General features: G+C 71.7%; 17 protein-coding genes and 1 tRNA gene. 7 read left to right on the plus strand and 11 right to left on the minus strand.

Annotated elements, in window-relative coordinates; genetic code table 11:
* Positions 1-24 precede the first annotated feature (24 nt).
* Complete coding sequence (locus P5G50_RS10535; protein WP_301209268.1) at positions 25-813, minus strand: inositol monophosphatase family protein; 789 nt, start codon at positions 811-813, stop codon at positions 25-27.
* Positions 814-922: 109 nt separating this feature from the next.
* Here P5G50_RS10535 and P5G50_RS10540 point away from each other — a divergent pair.
* Positions 923-998: transfer RNA gene (locus tag P5G50_RS10540), tRNA-Lys, on the plus strand.
* Between the two features lie 76 nt (positions 999-1,074).
* Positions 1,075-1,380 (plus strand): nucleotidyltransferase family protein, encoded by a 306-nt coding sequence (locus P5G50_RS10545; RefSeq protein WP_301209266.1) that lies wholly within the window; start codon positions 1,075-1,077, stop codon positions 1,378-1,380.
* A gap of 1 nt (position 1,381) precedes the next feature.
* Here P5G50_RS10545 and P5G50_RS18660 read toward each other — a convergent pair whose 3' ends face one another.
* Positions 1,382-1,783 (minus strand): hypothetical protein, encoded by a 402-nt coding sequence (locus tag P5G50_RS18660; RefSeq protein WP_301209263.1) that lies wholly within the window; start codon positions 1,781-1,783, stop codon positions 1,382-1,384.
* Between P5G50_RS18660 and P5G50_RS10555 the strand changes: the two genes are divergently transcribed.
* Positions 1,776-2,087, plus strand: coding sequence for a hypothetical protein (locus tag P5G50_RS10555; RefSeq protein ID WP_301209260.1), 312 nt, complete (start codon positions 1,776-1,778; stop codon positions 2,085-2,087). The genes P5G50_RS18660 and P5G50_RS10555 overlap by 8 nt on opposite strands.
* Before the next feature lie 110 nt (positions 2,088-2,197).
* Complete coding sequence (locus tag P5G50_RS10560; protein WP_301209257.1) at positions 2,198-3,961, plus strand: cell wall-binding repeat-containing protein; 1,764 nt, start codon at positions 2,198-2,200, stop codon at positions 3,959-3,961.
* Between the two features lie 27 nt (positions 3,962-3,988).
* Here the strand turns inward: P5G50_RS10560 and P5G50_RS10565 are convergent, their stop codons facing one another.
* From P5G50_RS10565 to P5G50_RS10580, 4 genes are all read right to left on the minus strand, one after another.
* On the minus strand, positions 3,989-5,134 hold the full coding sequence (locus P5G50_RS10565; protein WP_301209255.1) for an AI-2E family transporter: 1,146 nt from the start codon (positions 5,132-5,134) through the stop codon (positions 3,989-3,991).
* An 83-nt stretch (positions 5,135-5,217) separates the two neighbouring features.
* On the minus strand, positions 5,218-6,060 hold the full coding sequence (locus P5G50_RS10570) for an NAD(P)-dependent oxidoreductase (RefSeq protein ID WP_301209252.1): 843 nt from the start codon (positions 6,058-6,060) through the stop codon (positions 5,218-5,220).
* Positions 6,057-7,385 (minus strand): RNA polymerase sigma factor, encoded by a 1,329-nt coding sequence (locus tag P5G50_RS10575; RefSeq protein ID WP_301209250.1) that lies wholly within the window; start codon positions 7,383-7,385, stop codon positions 6,057-6,059. The genes P5G50_RS10570 and P5G50_RS10575 overlap by 4 nt, the downstream gene beginning before the upstream one ends.
* Before the next feature lies 1 nt (position 7,386).
* Entirely contained in the window at positions 7,387-7,728 is a 342-nt protein-coding gene (locus P5G50_RS10580) for a YciI family protein (protein WP_301209247.1), read from the minus strand.
* 170 nt (positions 7,729-7,898) lie between these two features.
* Here P5G50_RS10580 and P5G50_RS10585 point away from each other — a divergent pair, with 170 nt between their 5' ends.
* Entirely contained in the window at positions 7,899-9,020 is a 1,122-nt protein-coding gene (locus P5G50_RS10585) for a baeRF11 domain-containing protein (RefSeq protein ID WP_301209245.1), read from the plus strand.
* A 3-nt stretch (positions 9,021-9,023) separates the two neighbouring features.
* On the opposite strand, the gene P5G50_RS10590 is transcribed toward P5G50_RS10585, so the two are convergent.
* The 3 genes from P5G50_RS10590 to P5G50_RS10600 are packed head-to-tail and all read right to left on the minus strand — an operon-like array spanning position 9,024 to position 11,670.
* A complete protein-coding gene (locus P5G50_RS10590; RefSeq protein WP_301209243.1) occupies positions 9,024-9,536 on the minus strand; it encodes a DUF2017 family protein in 513 nt (170 codons plus the stop codon).
* Positions 9,533-9,835, minus strand: a complete 303-nt coding sequence (clpS, locus tag P5G50_RS10595; RefSeq protein WP_301209240.1) for an ATP-dependent Clp protease adapter ClpS — start codon at positions 9,833-9,835, stop codon at positions 9,533-9,535. Before clpS ends, P5G50_RS10590 begins: the two co-directional genes overlap by 4 nt.
* Complete coding sequence (locus tag P5G50_RS10600) at positions 9,835-11,670, minus strand: glycoside hydrolase family 15 protein (protein WP_301209238.1); 1,836 nt, start codon at positions 11,668-11,670, stop codon at positions 9,835-9,837. Before P5G50_RS10600 ends, clpS begins: the two co-directional genes overlap by 1 nt.
* Positions 11,671-11,699: 29 nt before the next feature.
* Between P5G50_RS10600 and P5G50_RS10605 the strand changes: the two genes are divergently transcribed.
* Positions 11,700-13,076: a glucose-6-phosphate dehydrogenase gene (locus P5G50_RS10605; RefSeq protein WP_301209235.1), complete on the plus strand. Its 1,377-nt coding sequence runs from the start codon at positions 11,700-11,702 to the stop codon at positions 13,074-13,076.
* 12 nt (positions 13,077-13,088) lie between these two features.
* Here the strand turns inward: P5G50_RS10605 and P5G50_RS10610 are convergent, their stop codons facing one another.
* Both P5G50_RS10610 and P5G50_RS10615 read right to left on the minus strand, forming a co-directional pair.
* Entirely contained in the window at positions 13,089-13,589 is a 501-nt protein-coding gene (locus P5G50_RS10610) for a hypothetical protein (RefSeq protein ID WP_301209233.1), read from the minus strand.
* Positions 13,590-13,696: 107 nt separating this feature from the next.
* Positions 13,697-13,915 (minus strand): hypothetical protein, encoded by a 219-nt coding sequence (locus P5G50_RS10615; protein ID WP_301209230.1) that lies wholly within the window; start codon positions 13,913-13,915, stop codon positions 13,697-13,699.
* Between the two features lie 84 nt (positions 13,916-13,999).
* On the opposite strand from P5G50_RS10615, the gene P5G50_RS10620 reads away from it, so the two are divergent.
* Positions 14,000-15,157 (plus strand): SLC13 family permease, encoded by a 1,158-nt coding sequence (locus tag P5G50_RS10620; protein WP_301209227.1) that lies wholly within the window; start codon positions 14,000-14,002, stop codon positions 15,155-15,157.
* Positions 15,158-15,204: the final 47 nt, after the last annotated feature.

Below are 15,204 nucleotides of genomic sequence, written 5' to 3' on the forward strand. Positions count from 1 at the left end.
AATCAGCCCTGGGGCGGAGGCGGGTCAGCCCAGCAGGCGGAGCAGCGCGGAGTGCAGCATCCCGTTCGAGGCGAGCGCCGACCCGTTGCCCGGCCCGGCCTCCCCGGTGACGGACGTGAAGGTGCCGCCGGCCTCCTCCACGATCGGGATGAGCGCGGCGAGGTCGTACGTCTTCACGTCGAACTCGCCGACGGCGTCGAGCACGCCCTCGGCGAGCAGCATGTACGACCACATGTCGCCATACGCGCGGTCGCGCCACACGGCCCTGGTCAGCGCGATGAGCTTGTCGAGGTAGCCGGCGTCGTCCCACTGCGCGATGCTCTGGAAGCTCACGGAGGCGTGCTCGAGGTCGGCGACGCCGGAGACGCGGAGGCTGCGCGGCTGCGCTCCCGGCGCGTCCGTCGTCCACGCGCCTCCACCCTCCGCCGCCCACCAGCGCCGGCCGAGCGCGGGCGCGCTGACGACCCCGACGACCGGCTTGCCGTCGACGGCGAGCGCGATCAGGGTGCCCCACACCGGCACGCCGCGCAGGTAGTTGGCCGTGCCGTCGATGGGGTCGAGGATCCACTGCCGAAAGGTGGTGCCTCCGCCGGACGCCTCGCCGAACTCCTCGCCGAGGATCGCGTCCTCGGGCCGCTCGGCCGCCAGCGCCTCCCGGATCGCCCGCTCCACCGCGAGGTCGGCCTCGGTCACCGGCGTGCGGTCGGGCTTGGTGTCGACGTGGAGGTCGTGGTCGCGGAACCGGGCGGCGGAGATGCCGTCGGCGAGGTCGGCGAGCCGCAGGGCGAGGGCGAGATCGGCGTCGTAGGTCACGGCTCCGAGCCTAGCGGGGGCGGGTCGACACTCCCGAGCGTCACCCGATTGGCGAACCCCGCGGAACGGATGCTAGTGTTGAGCCTCGGTTCGGGTCACCGGATCGGATGCGCCTCTAGCTCAATCGGCAGAGCAATTGACTCTTAATCAATGGGTTCAGGGTTCAAGTCCCTGGGGGCGCACCAGAGGAGAAGCCCTCGATCGGCGGTAGCGGATCGGGGGCTTCTTCGTTGTCTTGCGCGCCCATGGGACAATTGCGGTATGACCACCGCGGTGCCGATCGACGTGCAGGCGATCGCACGCGCGTGCGAGGCGCACGGGGTCGAGAGGCTTCGTATCTTCGGGTCGGTGCTCGGCGGCGCATTCGACGACGAGACGAGCGACGTCGACTTCCTCGTCGACTTCCTCCCCGGCCGCGGCGGGTTGTTGCATGACTTCTTCGACTTGAAGGTAGACCTCGAGCGCATCGTCGGCCGCAGCGTCGATCTTGTCGACGCAGGCGCAGTGCGCAATCCCTACTTCGCCCGGTCGGCATTCGCGAGCGCAGAGAACGTCTATGCAGCCTGAGTCACCGGCCTAGCTGTGGGATGCGCACGAGGCCGCGACGAAGGCCGCGTCGATCGCTCACGGACACGAGCGAGCGACGTATCTGGGCGACTGGGTACTTCAAGCCGCGGTCGAGCGCCAGCTCGAGATACTTGGCGAGGCCCTCAAGAAACTTCGCTCGGCCGACGCGCACACCGCAGGCCGGATTCCGGACGTTCACGCGATCATCGCGACCCGCAACATCCTGGTGCACGCATACGCGCAGGTCGATCAGCGGCGCGTGTGGGACATCCTGACCGACGACCTCCCCAGGCTGATCCCGGTCCTCGCCGATTTGCTCAGAGAAGTCGACGATGCCGGAGATGAGGACGAGTATGACGACTCGTCGCTCCTCCCCGGTCCGTGAGAATGGCGGGATGATCACCGATCCCGATGTCATCGCGGAGCTGCGCGACGTCGGCTGGCGGCGCGCGGATCCAGACCGCGAAGAGCCGTACGACTACCGGATCACCGGCATCAGGCTCGCCCCGGGAAACGTGACTCTGGAACTGGCGCAGCGCGACGGGCGGTCCGGCTCGCTGTACATCGGACTGCCCTCCTCGGATGCGCCGAAGCCGTGGTTGTACCTGCCCCCCGAAGATGCCCGGGACTGGGTCGCCCAGCTTCTGATCTCCCTCGACGAGGAGGCCTTCACGGCGGGCTTCGACGGTGTGATCCGCCTGTCGTGAGGCTTCGCCGTTTCTCAGGAGTCGTCTCGGAAGAATTCCTGCGCTTCTGCACCTTTTCCCCTAAGCTGCCCCGGGGACCGCGGCGTCGCGGTCGGAGGGGGAGGCACATCGTGCAGGTCAGCATCCGTAGGGTCATCGGGGCCGTCACCGCGGCGGGGGCCGCAGCGGCGCTCGTCGTCGCGGGAGTGACGCCCGCGTCGGCCACGCAGGACCCGGGGGACGGCCCGCAGCCGTCGCTCGAGCAGATGAACACCGCGCGGGATCACACGCTCGGCGCCACACTTGACCGGAGCGACGGCGTGGAGGCGCTGGCGGGATCATCCGCGCCGCCGCCCGGTGTGCCCGGCATCGACGTGAGCTACTGGCAGGGCAACGTCGACTGGGCGAAGGTCGCGGCCGGCGGGAAGAAGTTCGCGTACGTGAAGGCCACGGAAGACATAGACACCCCGAACTCGCTGTACAACAGTCAGTGGTCCGGTGCCAGGAGCGCAGGGCTTCTGACCGGTGCGTACCACTTCGCGACGCCGAACACCTCGTCGGGGACCGCCCAAGCGTCCTACTTCCTCAGCAACGGTGGCTCGTGGACTGCGGACGGGCGCACCCTGCCGCCGATGCTGGATATCGAGGCGAACCCATACAAGAACGGTCTCAACGAGTGCTGGGGGATGACTCCCGCGAACCTCGTGCGCTGGGTGAAGGACTTCACTTTCACCGTGGAGAACAAGATCGGCCGTACCCCGGTGATCTATACCAACACCGGTTGGTGGAGCCGCTGCACGTCGAACAACGGTGACATGGCCAACTATCCTCTCACCGTCGCCAACTGGACCACAGCCAAGACCCCCGGCGCATTGCCGGCGACCTGGCCCGGGTACACGTTCTGGCAGTACAACGACGATGACAAGGGCGCTCTCGTCGGCGACCAGCAGGTCTTCAACGGCACGCTCGCCCAGCTGCGCGACTTCGCGCTCAACGCGCGCGTCTCCGGCGCCGACCGGTTCGGGACCAGTGCGTCGCTCGCGGCGGCGTTCAAGCCGGGTGGCGTCGTCTACGTCGCCTCGGGGGCCGCGTTCCCGGACGCGCTGTCGGCGGGGCCGGCGACGAAGGGGGCAGGACCGGTGCTGCTCATCCAGCCGTTCGCCATCCCGGCGCCGGTCGCCACCGAGCTGCGGAGACTCAAGCCGTCGAAGATCGTGGTGCTGGGCGGGGCGACGTCGGTGAATGCCTCCACCGTCAACGCCCTCAAGAGCTACTCGGGCAACGTGATCCGCTACTCGGGCCCCGACCGCTATGACACGAGCGCGGCGGTGGCAGCCACCTTCAGCGCACCCCAGAAGGACGTGTACGTGGCTTCCGGCCTCAACTTCCCCGATGCGCTCTCGGGTGCGGCGGTCGCTGCCGGGCGTGTGCCCGGGCCACTGCTCCTCACCACGCCCGGCGGCATCCCGCAGCGGGTCGCCAACGAGCTGGCGCGGCTCAAGCCGGCAACTATCCACGTCATCGGCGGCGCTGCCTCGGTGAGCTCTCAGGTCGAGGTGCAGCTCAAGAACTACACGGCGAGCCGAACGCCCGCCTCGGTGAAGCGCGTCTCCGGCGCCGACCGCTTCGACACGAGCGCGGCCATCGCGGCGCCGTTCCCCGCGGGCGGCACCGTCTACGTCGCCAACGGGCTCGGCTTCCCCGACGCGCTGTCGGGGGCTCCGGTGGCCGGGGCGACCGACTCGCCGGTGCTGCTCGTGCAGGCGACCGCGATCCCGGAGAGTGTGAAGGCGCGGCTGCAGCAGCTCAAGCCGAAGCGGATCGTCATCCTCGGCGGCAACGCGTCGGTGTCGCCGTCGGTCGCGGCGCAGCTGCAGAGCTACCGCGTCGGCTGACCGCACGCGGGGGGAGGGGGCGCGCGGTCAGCGCGCCTCCTTCCTCGGCCAGACCAGCTCCTTCACGATGAGGATGATGCCGGCGGAGATGGGGATGGCGACCAGCGCCCCGGGCAGGCCGAACAGCGTCGAGCCGGCGAGTGCCGAGATCAGGACCACCGAGCCGGGCACCTGCACCGCCTTGCCCATCACCTTCGGGGTCAGGATGTACGCCTCCACCTGCATGTAGATCAGCATCAGCACGAGCACGACGACACCGCTGACCGGCGAATGGATGAACGCCAGCACACTCATGATCACGGTGGTGAGCACGGTGCCGATCAACGGGATCAGCGTGATGAAGAAGGCCGCGATGCCGATCAGGTAGGCACCGGGGACGCCGGTCGCGACCAGCAGGATGATGCTGTACACCGAGTTGAAGAACGCCAGCACGACCATCCCGCTGAGGTAGCGCCCGAAGTTCTGCAGGATGCGCTCCGCGTAGGACACGAACGTGTCGCGGTGCGAGCGTGACACCAGCCGGTACGCGGCCTGCTTCGTCGCGTCGTACGAGGCGATGAAGTAGATGGTGAGCACGACGATGAAGAAGCCGGTGGTGAGCCCGTCGACCACCGACAGGCCGAAGCCGAGCAGGCCCTCCCCGAGCCCGGCCCACAGCTGAGGGCTCTGCGCCTGCTGCTGCACCCACGACACGAACTGGCCCAGCACGCCGTTGCTCGACGCGTTCGCCTGGTCGAACCAGCCCTCGTCGCGCAGCCGTGCCACCTCCGCCGGGATCGCGGTCGCGAGCGCCTGCACCTGGGAGACGACCAGCGGCACCACGATCCACACGATCGCGACGAGCAGTGCGACCAGCAGCACGATCACGGTCACGATCGCCCAGCCGCGGCGCATCCCGTGGCGCTGGAACCACCGGATCAGCGGGTCGAGGCCGACGGTCGCGAACAGCGCCAGGAACACGGAGAACAGGATGGAGCGGAGCCCGTACAGGGCGAGCCCGGTGACGACCGCTCCGACGGCGCCGAGGGCGACCAGGTAGCCGAAGGTGAGGGGGCTGCGGTGCAGGAGCGGCACACGGTCGGGGACGGGAGCCGCCTGCGGTGCCGCGGCGGGAGGGGACGCCGTGGCCGCGCCGCGGGCGGCGGGCCGGGCGGCGGGCCGGATGAATCGCATGGCCGAGAGCGTATCGGCCCCCGATCACGCACAACAGGACCGACGCACGCCGGCGCCGAGAGCGACCGAGTGACAGGCCCGGGTCAGCGGTCCGCAGCGATGACCGAGAAGTCGTCCTCGCCGCGCCCTGCGTCGATGGCGCGTTGCAGCTCGGCCGCGACGAGGGCGACCGCCGGGAGCGGCACGTCGGCGCTCGCGAGCATCAGCCGGGTGTCCTTGGCGAGCGCCGCCGCCGAGAACTGGGCGTCGCCGTAGTCGCCGGAGGCCACCACGGGCCCCTTCGTCGCGGCGAGCGCCGCCAGCGGGGTCAGCGACAGCGTCTCCAGGGCGTCTTCGGCGGACATCCCGGCGCTCTGGCCGAGCCGGAGCGCCTCGGACAGGGCCTCCATGCCGACCGCGAGCGCCAGGTTCGCGACGAGCTTGGCCGCGGCGGCTTCGCGGGCGGCGGGGTAGGTGCGCAGCTTGTCGGGGTCCGCCCACAGCCCGACGACGCGGCGGGCGGCGCGCACCGCCTCCGTCTCGCCGCCGAGCAGCACGGCGAGCGAGCCGGCGCGGGCGGGTGCGAGCGAGCCGATGACAGGGGAGTGGACGTGGCGGAGGTCGTGGTCGGCCGCCCACGCCGAGAACGCGTCGGCGTCGGCGGGGGAGACGGTGGTCACGTCGATCCAGAGCGCTCCCGGGAGGAAGGGCAGGCCGCCGTCGACGATCACCTCGCGCACGGTCTCGGGCCCGAACAGCACGCTGACGACCGCGTCGGCGTCGCCCACCGCCTCGGCGGCCGAGGCGGCGACCCGGGCGCCGCGCCTCCCCACCTCCTCGGCGGGTCCGGGCGAGCGGTTCCACACGGTCACCTGGTGGCCGTTGTCGATCAGATGCGTGACGAGCTCGCGCCCCATGCGGCCGAGCCCGAGGAAGGCGATCTTCATCCCTCCACTGTGCGCTCCCGCTGCGCATCGGGGAAGGGGCCGGGCGCGGGGAGGTCGTGCGCGAGCGCCTCCCGCTCGCGCCGCAGGAAGACGCGCTCGGCGGGCGTGCGGCACAGCGCCTCGGCACGCTCGTACGCGGCCGCCGCCTCGGTCGTGCGTCCGAGCCGGCGCAGCAGCGCTGCGCGCGCCGCGTGCAGCAGGTGGTAGCCGTCCAGCCGCTCCCGCACGGGTTCCAGCGCGGCGAGGGCGGCGTCGGGGCCGTGCACCTCCGCCACGGCCACGGCCCGGTTCAGCGCGACGACCGGCGTCGGGTGGAGGCGCTGCAGCTGGTCGTAGAGCGCGACGATCTGCCGCCAGTCGGTGTCGCCGGCGGTCGCCGCGTCGTCGTGCACCGCCTGGATCGCGGCCTGCAGCTGGTACGGTCCCGGCCGGCCCCGCGCCAGGAGGGCCCGGACGAGCGCGTGGCCCTCCGCGATCCTGGTCGCGTCCCAGCGGGATCGGTCCTGCAGCGGCAAGGGGATCAGCACCCCGTCGGCATCGAGCCGCGCCGTGCGCCGGGCGTCGATCAGCAGCAGCAGCGCCAGCAGCCCGGCCGCCTCCTCCTCGTCCGGCAGCAGCCGGTGCAGCAGGCGCGCGAGCCGCAGGGCCTCGTCGCACAGCTCCTCGCGCAGCAGGTCGTCGCCGGCGCTCGCCGCGTACCCCTCGTTGAACACGAGGTAGACGACCGCCAGCACCGAGCCGAGCCGCTCGGGCAGCTCGCCGGAGGAGGGGATGCGGTACGGGATGCGCGCGTCCCTGATCTTCGCCTTCGCGCGCGATATCCGCTGGGCCATCGTGGTCTCCGGGACGAGGAAGGCGTGCGCGATCTCGGCGGTCGTCAGCCCGCCGAGCAGGCGCAGGGTCAGCGCGACCCGGGCCGACGGGGCGAGTGCGGGGTGGCAGCAGGTGAACAGGAGGCGGAGGCGGTCGTCGCCGAAGCGGGCGTCGGCGGTAGCCGGGTCGGCGGACGCGTCCGCGTCGCCGTGCGCGCGCTCGAGCGCGTGCAGGAGGGCCGCCTCCGCCTCCTTCGTCCGCCCGTTCGCCTCGCGGCGCAGCCGGTCGATCGCGCGCCGCCGGGCGGTGGTGATGATCCACCCGGCGGGAGCGGGCGGCACGCCGTCTCGCGGCCAGCGCTCGACCGCGGCGGCGAACGCCTCCTGCACGGCGTCCTCCGCCCGGTCGAGGTCGCCGAGCACGCGGTAGAGCACCGACACGGCACGGCCGTACTCGGCGCGTGCGGCCGCCGCCACTACTGCGACCGCGGCCGGGTCGGAGGAGGTCGTCACGTCAGCCCGCGAACGGCCGCACCTCGATGGGCAGCGTCGTCGCCGCGGCGACGCGCCTGCCCCACTCGAGCGCGGCGTCGAGATCGGGGACGTCGACGATCGTGAAGCCGCCGAGGAACTCCTTCGCCTCCGCGAACGGCCCGTCGGTCACGAGCAGCTCGCCGCCGGAGGGGCGCACGACGGTCGCCGTGGCCGGCGGCAGGAGGCCGCCCGAGAACACCCACACGCCGGCGGCGCGCATGTCGGCGTTGACGTCCGTCACGTCGCGCTCGATGACGTCCATCACCTCCGGCTCCGGGATGGGGCCGTCGGGCTGGATGACGCTGAGCAGGTACTGGGTCATGGTGAGGTCCTTTCTCTCACCGTCCATACGAACGGGAGGGCGCCTTCTCGACATCATGACGGGGGATCGCCGACACGCTCCAGCCCCTCCCGGGGTGAACCGATGAGGTCTTGCGCCGCCGGTCGCCTCCCGGAAGACTGGCGACCAGGTGATGACGCCAGGAGGTTGACGTGGAGTACAAGGACATCCCCACCAAGGCCGACATCGAGCGGATCGCCGCCCGCCGGCGTCCCGGTTCCGTGAGCATCTATCTGCCGACAGGGACCACACCCCCCGAGGCGGACCACGCGCGCATCGAGCTGAAGAACCATCTGGCGCGGGCGCTGCGCGAGTTGGAGGCCGCGCAGGTTCCGCGCGAGCGCGTCGACGCCGTGCGGGCCGAGGGCGAGCGCATCCTCGAGGACCGCGACTTCTGGCGCTACCAGTCGCGCAGCCTCGCGGTCTTCCTCGACGGCGAGCTCGCCGAGACGTTCCGGCTGCCGAACCGGCTGTCCTCCTCGTGCGACATCGGCGATCGCTTCTACGTGAAGCCGCTGGTGCGGGCGATCACGTTCCCGCAGACCGCGCTCGTGCTGGCGCTCGCGCAGAACTCCGTGCGCCTCATCCGCGTCTCACCTGAAGGGCCCGCCACCGAGGTGGAGGTGCCGGGCATGCCCAAGGATGTCGCGGCGGCCGTCGGCAAGACGAGCGTCAGCGGCCGCTCGGCGGAGGGACGCATCCAGGGGTCCGAAGGTCAGAAGGTGCGGATGCTGGAGTACGTACAGGCGATCGAGCGCGCCCTGCACCCGGTGCTGGCGACCTCCACCGTCCCGCTGATCCTCGCCGCGACCGAGCCGCTCGTCGGCATCTTCCGCGGCGCGATCGACCACTCGCGACTGGTCGACGAGGTCATCCCCGGCAACCCGGAGGAGAAGACCGCCGAGGAGCTCGCCGCGGCGGCGCGGCTCGTGCTCGACCGCGTCTACGCGCAGACCATCGGGCAGCTGAAGGAGGATTTCTCGTCCCGCATCGCCGCCGGGACCGGGCTCGTCGACCTTTCCGACATCGCGCGCGCGGCCACGTTCGGGGCCGTCGAGACGCTGGTGTTCGACATCGACCGGCGCGTGCCGGGCTCCGTCGACGACGAGTCGGGCGCGATCGTGTACGCCGACGAGGACACGATCGCCAACCACGGCGTCGTCGACGAGATCCTGCGCCGGTCGCTCGCGTCGAAGGCGCGGGTCTACGCCCTGCGCGCCGACGACGTCCCGGGCGGGGGTGCGGCGGCGGCGACCGTGCGCTACCCGGTCTGACGGCTAGCCGGCCGCGTCCTCCAGCGCGACGACGAGCGAGTCCTGCACCTCGGCGAGCCACTCGTACACCGCGCGCTGGAACAGGGCGCGCTCGTCGCTCAGGTCGCCGACATCGCCGTCCTGCACGATGTCGAGCCGCGCCGCGAGCACGAGCCGGATGTCGGTGAGGCAGCGCAGCCACGCCGTCGCCTGCGCCTGGTCGAGCAGCGCCTCCACGGGCCCGTCGTCGGGGCGGGCGAGCGACTCCACGACCGTGCGGGCGTTGAGGGCCTTGCGCTCGGCGATGCCGTCGGCGGTGAACCGGCGGAACTCGGCCGACTTCTCCGGGTCGCCGGGATAGGCGTCGGGCAGGAGTCGCACCAGCGCCGGGTCGGTCAGCGCGTCCTCCTCGGGGCGGGAGGCGGCGGCCGCGGCCAGCTCGGCGGCCTCCGCGGCGAGCCGCAGCAGCAGCTCCACCTCCTCCGGCTCGAAGCGGCCGCGCACGCTCCCGTCGGCGACGGGCTGGAACGGGGTCATGCGTCGGCCTTGGTGAGCGTGGCCCACAGGCCGTAGTCGTGCATCGCCTCCACGTGCCGCTCCATCTCCTCGCGGGTGCCGGTCGCGACGACCGCCCTGCCGTCATTGTGCACCTGCAGCATCAGCCGCTCCGCCTCCGCGCAAGGGAAGCCGAAGTAGCTGCGGAACACGTAGCTGACGTACGACATGAGGTTCACCGGGTCGTTCCAGACGATGGTGACCCACGGGCTGCCCAGGTCGATGCGTTCGTCGAGCCGCTCGTCGAGGCCTTCCTCCGGGCGTGTGCGCACGTCGCCCATCACCGCGTCGCTCCGGCGCCGGACGGCTCGGCGTCCGCCGGTTGCGCCAGCGCCTCCGCGATCGCGTCGGCCGCCCGCACGAGCGTCAGGTGCGTGAGCGCCTGCGGCGTGTTGCCTGCCTGCGACCTCCCCTCGACGTCGTACTCCTCCGACAGCATGCCGACGTCGTTGGCGAACGACAGGAGGCGGTCCATGAGCCGCACCGCGTCCTCCAGACGCCCGGACCGCGCGTACTGCTCGACCAGCCAGAAGGAGCAGGCGACGAACGGATGCTCCCCGGGCGGCAGGCCGTCGACACCCCGCTCGGTGCGGTAACGCAGCACCAGGCCGTCGCGCAGCAGGTCCTCCTCGATGGCGCGGACCGTGCCCAGCATCCGCGGGTCGCGCCAGTCGACGTAGCCGACCTGGGCCAGCTGCAGCAGGGAGGCGTCCACCTCCTTCGTGCCGTAGTACTGCACGTAGGTGCCGCGCTCCTCGTCGAAGCCGTTCGCCTCGATGTCGGCCCGGATCTCGTCGCGGAGCCGCCGCCAGCGGTCCACCGGACCCTCCAGCCCGTACATCTCCACCGCGCGCACGGCGCAGTCGAACGCCGCCCAGACCAGCGCCCGCGAGTGCGTGAACACCTGCGGGTCGCCGCGGATCTCCCAGATGCCGTGGTCCGGCTGCCGCCAGTGCTCCTCCAGGTAGCCCATCAGCGCGCGCTGCAGCGCCCACGAGAACCGCGTCTCCGTGCTGCCGGTGCGCCGCCCGGCGTCCAGCCCCAGCATCACCTCGCCGATCACGTCGGCCTGGAACTGGGTGGAGGCGCCGTTGCCGGTCCGCACCGGGTGCGCGCCCTGGTAGCCGGGCAGGCTCGCCAGCACGCGCTCGTCGAGGTCGCGCTCGCCCGACAGCCCGTACATGATCTGCACGTCGGCGGGGTCACCCGCGATCGCGCGCAGCAGCCAGTCGCGCCAGTGGTCGACCGAGTCGTTGTAGCCGTGGTTCAGCAGCGTCCCGATCGTGAGGGAGGCGTCGCGCAGCCACACGTAGCGGTAGTCCCAGTTGCGCTCGCCGCCGAACGCCTCGGGGAGGGAGGTCGTCGCCGCGGCCACGATGCCGCCGGTCTCGAAGTGGGTGAGCGCGCGCAGCAGGATGAGCGAGCGCACCACGTGCTCGTGGTACCGGCCCTCGGCCGTGGCGGCTTCGGGCGTACGGGCGCCGGAGGCCCAGTCCGTCCACCACGCGCGGGTGGCGTGCAGCGCGTCGTCCACCGGGAGTGGCGGAGGAGCGGAGCGGTGCGACGGGAACCACGTCATCGTCAGGTCGACCGTCTCCCCGGCGCGCACGTCGAAGGTGCCCTCGTGCGAGTGGTTCGTCGCGTGCAGCAGCGGGCCGCGCAGCACGATCGCGTCCGGGCCGGCCACGGCGACCAGCGCGGGAGGCTCCTCCGAGAGCTCCTTGCGCACCCACGGGATCGCGTCGGCGTACCCGAACCGGATGCGCAGATCCTGCCGCATCCGTACGGTGCCGCTCACGCCGCGCACCCGCCGGACGACGTCGGCACGGCCGTCGCCGAGCGGCATCGCGTCGATCACCTCCACCTCGCCCGTCGCGGTGGTCCATCGGGTCACGAGGATCATGGTGTCGCCGGCGTAGTGCCGGCGGCAGCTCGCCGCGGAATCGTCGGGCGCGAGCAGCCAGCGGCCGTGATCCTCGGTGCCGAGCAGCGCGCCGAACATCGACATGGAGTCGTAGCGCGGCAGGCAGAGCCAATCGATGCTGCCGTCCTTGCCGACGAGCGCTCCGGTGAAGCAGTCACTGACCAGGGCGTAATCCTCGATGGGGAGCGACATATCCCCAGTATGGCCGTACTGTCTGGGGCATGAAGCAGTCCATCGGCACTCTCGTGATCCTCGGAGCCAGCGGCGATCTGTCGTCCAGGCTCCTGCTTCCCGCCATCGGCCAGCTGCTGACGCTGCACCCCGACCGCCGGTTCCGCCTCCTCGGAGCGGGGATGGAGGAGTGGGACGACGAGCGCTGGACCTCCGTCGTGCGGAAGGCGTTCGAGGGCGTCGAGGCGAAGGGTGACGCGATCGACGAGCTGCTGAAGGACACCTCGTACATCCAGGCGGACGTCACGGAGAAGGACGACCTGCAGCGCATCTTCGACGCCTGCGAGGGCGCCCCCGCCCTCTACTTCGCGCTGCCGCCGGCGGTGGCGGCGAAGGCGTGCACCGCCCTGGAGGCCATGGACCGGTCGGAGGGGCTGACCCTGGCCCTCGAGAAGCCGTTCGGCCTCGACGCCGACAGCGCCCAGGCGCTCAACACCCAGCTGCTGAAGCTCGTCCCGGAGGAACGCATCCACCGGGTCGACCACTTCCTCGGCCGGTCGACGGTGTTCAACATGATCGGGCTGCGCTTCGCCAACAGCATCTTCGAGCCGGTGTGGAGCGGCGAGCACATCGACCGGGTCGACATCGTCTACGACGAGACGCTGGGGCTCGAGGACCGCGCCCGCTACTACGACGGCGCCGGCGCGTTGATCGACATGATCCAGAGCCACCTGCTGCAGGTGCTCGCGGTGTTCGCGATGGAGCCGCCCGCGACGCTGGAGGCGGTCGACTTCCGCGACGCGAAGGCCGCCGTGCTGCGAGCGACGCGCGTGCGCGGCGACGACCCGGCCACGAGCAGTCGCCGGGCCCGCTACACGGCCGGGAGCGTCGAGGGCAAGACGATGCCGTCCTACGCGGACGAGCAGGGCGTCGACCCCTCGCGCAAGACCGAGACGCTGGCGGAGGTCGTGGTGGAGGTCGACACCTGGCGCTGGGCCGGCGTCCCGTTCACCCTCCGCTCGGGCAAGGCGCTCGGGAGACGCCGCCGGGAGGTCGTGATCACCTTCAAGCCGGCGCGGCACATCCCCTCCGGCCTGCACGGCTCGGTGGAGCCGACCCGTCTGCGGATCATGCTCGCGCCCGACGAGATGGCGCTGGAGCTCAACATCAACGGCCCCGGCGACCCGTACGAGATCGACAGGGCGGCGCTGACCGCGGAGTTCGGGCCGGGGGAGCTGCTGGCCTACGCGGAGGTGCTGGAGGGCATCCTCGACGGCGACCCCACCCTCTCGGTGCGCGCGGACACGGCGGTGCAGTGCTGGCGGATCGTGGAGCCCGTGATCGCGAGCTGGAAGGCCGACGACGTGCCGCTGGAGGAGTACGCGGCGGGGTCGGAGGGACCGGCGGACTGGCCGGTGACGCCCTGAGCGGGGCGCCGGTTACGCGGCCGAGCGCTCGCTGACGAGCGGGAACTCGCCGGTGACAGGCTTGCGGAGGTCCGTCCACACGGTGATGGGGGCGGGCTCCCAGCCGAAGGCCGCCGGCTCGGCGTGCTCTTCGACGGGGGAGGCGTCCGCGACGGCGACGTCCGCTGCGGCGGCCGGGGCCTCCACCTCGGCGGTCCCCTGGGCCGGAGCTGCCGGGAGGTCGGCACGCGGAGCGGCGAGGTGCTGCGGCGCGGAGAAGCCCTCGCCGGCCTCGAGCCGGTTGCGCGCCTCCACGATCGCGGCGGTGATGCCGACCGAGACCGACTGGGCGAGCACCGAGTGGAAGATCGTGTCGGTGTCGTCCGCGGAGCGGCGCGACACGGTCCACTCGCCGTTCTCGCCGATGAGCTCGGCCACCTTGCTGTGCACCAGCTCCAGGATCTGTGCGTCCGTCAGCCGGGGCGCCGGCGCGGCCGGGGCCTGAACTGCGGCGTGCCGCCTACGTCCGAACATCGCGATCCTCCCAGATTCACCGTCGTGTACCAGTGTCCTGGACGTTCGCGGTGCATCCGGTGCGGACACGCCGTGTGATCAGCGGAAATCCGCGGAAGGTTGCGTGTTCACTTGCGACCGCGTGCGCCGACCGGCTGCCGCTCGCGCTCGTCGGCCTCCTTCGACTCCGCGATGACCGTGCCCACGGCGATGACAAGCGAGATCGCGGCGTTGATCCACATGAGCGGCACCCGCCAGTCCTTCGGTCCCTGCCTGCTCGACTGGACGGTCGACCAGAGCCCGATCGCGGCCGAGATCACGGCGCCGTTGAAGAGGTACTTGCGCATGCGCATCCTTTCGTCGCCAGAGAGCGTACGCTTCCATCGGCGCCGCCGGGAGGCAGGACAGCGGGTGCGGCCGGAAGGAGACGGATGCGCACCGCGATCGTGGGGACCGTGCTGCTCGTGCTCGGCGTCGTCGCCGTCATCACCGGCCTGCTGCCGGTCGCCGACGCGCTGGTGCTCTGGGACCGGGTGTGGCCCATCCTGCTGTTCGTCGCCGCGATCACGGTCGTGACCGAGCTCGCCGCCGAGGCCGGGGTCTTCACGGCGGTGGCCCAGCGGACGGCGCGTTGGGGGCGGGGCCGGGCCTGGGTGCTGTGGCTGCTGGTCGTCGTCCTCGCCGCGCTGAGCACCGTCTTCCTCTCGCTCGACACCACCGCCGTGCTGCTGACGCCGGTCGTCATCGTGCTCGCGCGGCATGCCGGGCTGAATCCGCTGCCGTTCGCCCTGACGACGGTGTGGATGGCGAACGCCGGCTCGCTGCTGCTCCCGGTCTCCAACCTCACGAACCTGCTGGCCCAGCACACGCTGGGAGACCCGTCGCCTCTCGCCTTCGCCGCGCTGATGTGGGCGCCCGCGCTGGTCGCGATGGTGGTGCCGATGGTCGCCGTGTTCGTCGTCGCCCGCCGCTCGCTGCTCGTGCGCTACGAGACGGGGGAGGAGGACCCGGTCGAGGACCGCGTGCTGTTCGGCTTCTCCGCCGTGGTCGTCGTCGTGCTGCTGCCGCTGCTCGTCTCCGGGCTGCCCGTGTGGCTGCCCGCGTCGGCGGCCGCGGTGCTGCTGATCGTGGTGTTCGCGGTGCGCCGGCGCCGGGTGCTGCGGTTCGGGCTGCTGCCGTGGCAGCTGCTCCTGCTCGCGTCCGGGCTGTTCCTCGTGATCGAGGCGCTGCACAACGTCGGGCTCGGCGAGCTCCTGACGACGCTCTCGGGCAGCGGGGAGTCTCCGCTCGCGCTGCTGCGGCTCTCGCTCACCGGGATGGTCGGCGCGAACGCGGTCGACAACCTTCCCGCCTACCTCGCCCTGGAGCCCGCCGCCGAGACGCCGGCCCGGCTCGCCGCCCTGCTGATCGGCGTCAACGCCGGCCCGCTGATCACGCCGTGGGCCTCGCTCGCGACGCTGCTGTGGCACCAGCGCCTCACGTCGTTCGACGTGGAGCTGCGCTGGAGCCGCTACGTGCTTCTCGGCGCGGTCGTCGCCCCCGTCACCGTCATCCTCGCGACCCTCGCCCTCTCCCTGACCGTCGGGTAACCGCCGAGTACGCGGATTCTCTGAGTACTCGGCAGTTTTCGGGCGAA

It is taken from the genome of Leifsonia williamsii (assembly GCF_030433685.1).
Lineage (GTDB): Bacteria > Actinomycetota > Actinomycetes > Actinomycetales > Microbacteriaceae > Leifsonia > Leifsonia williamsii.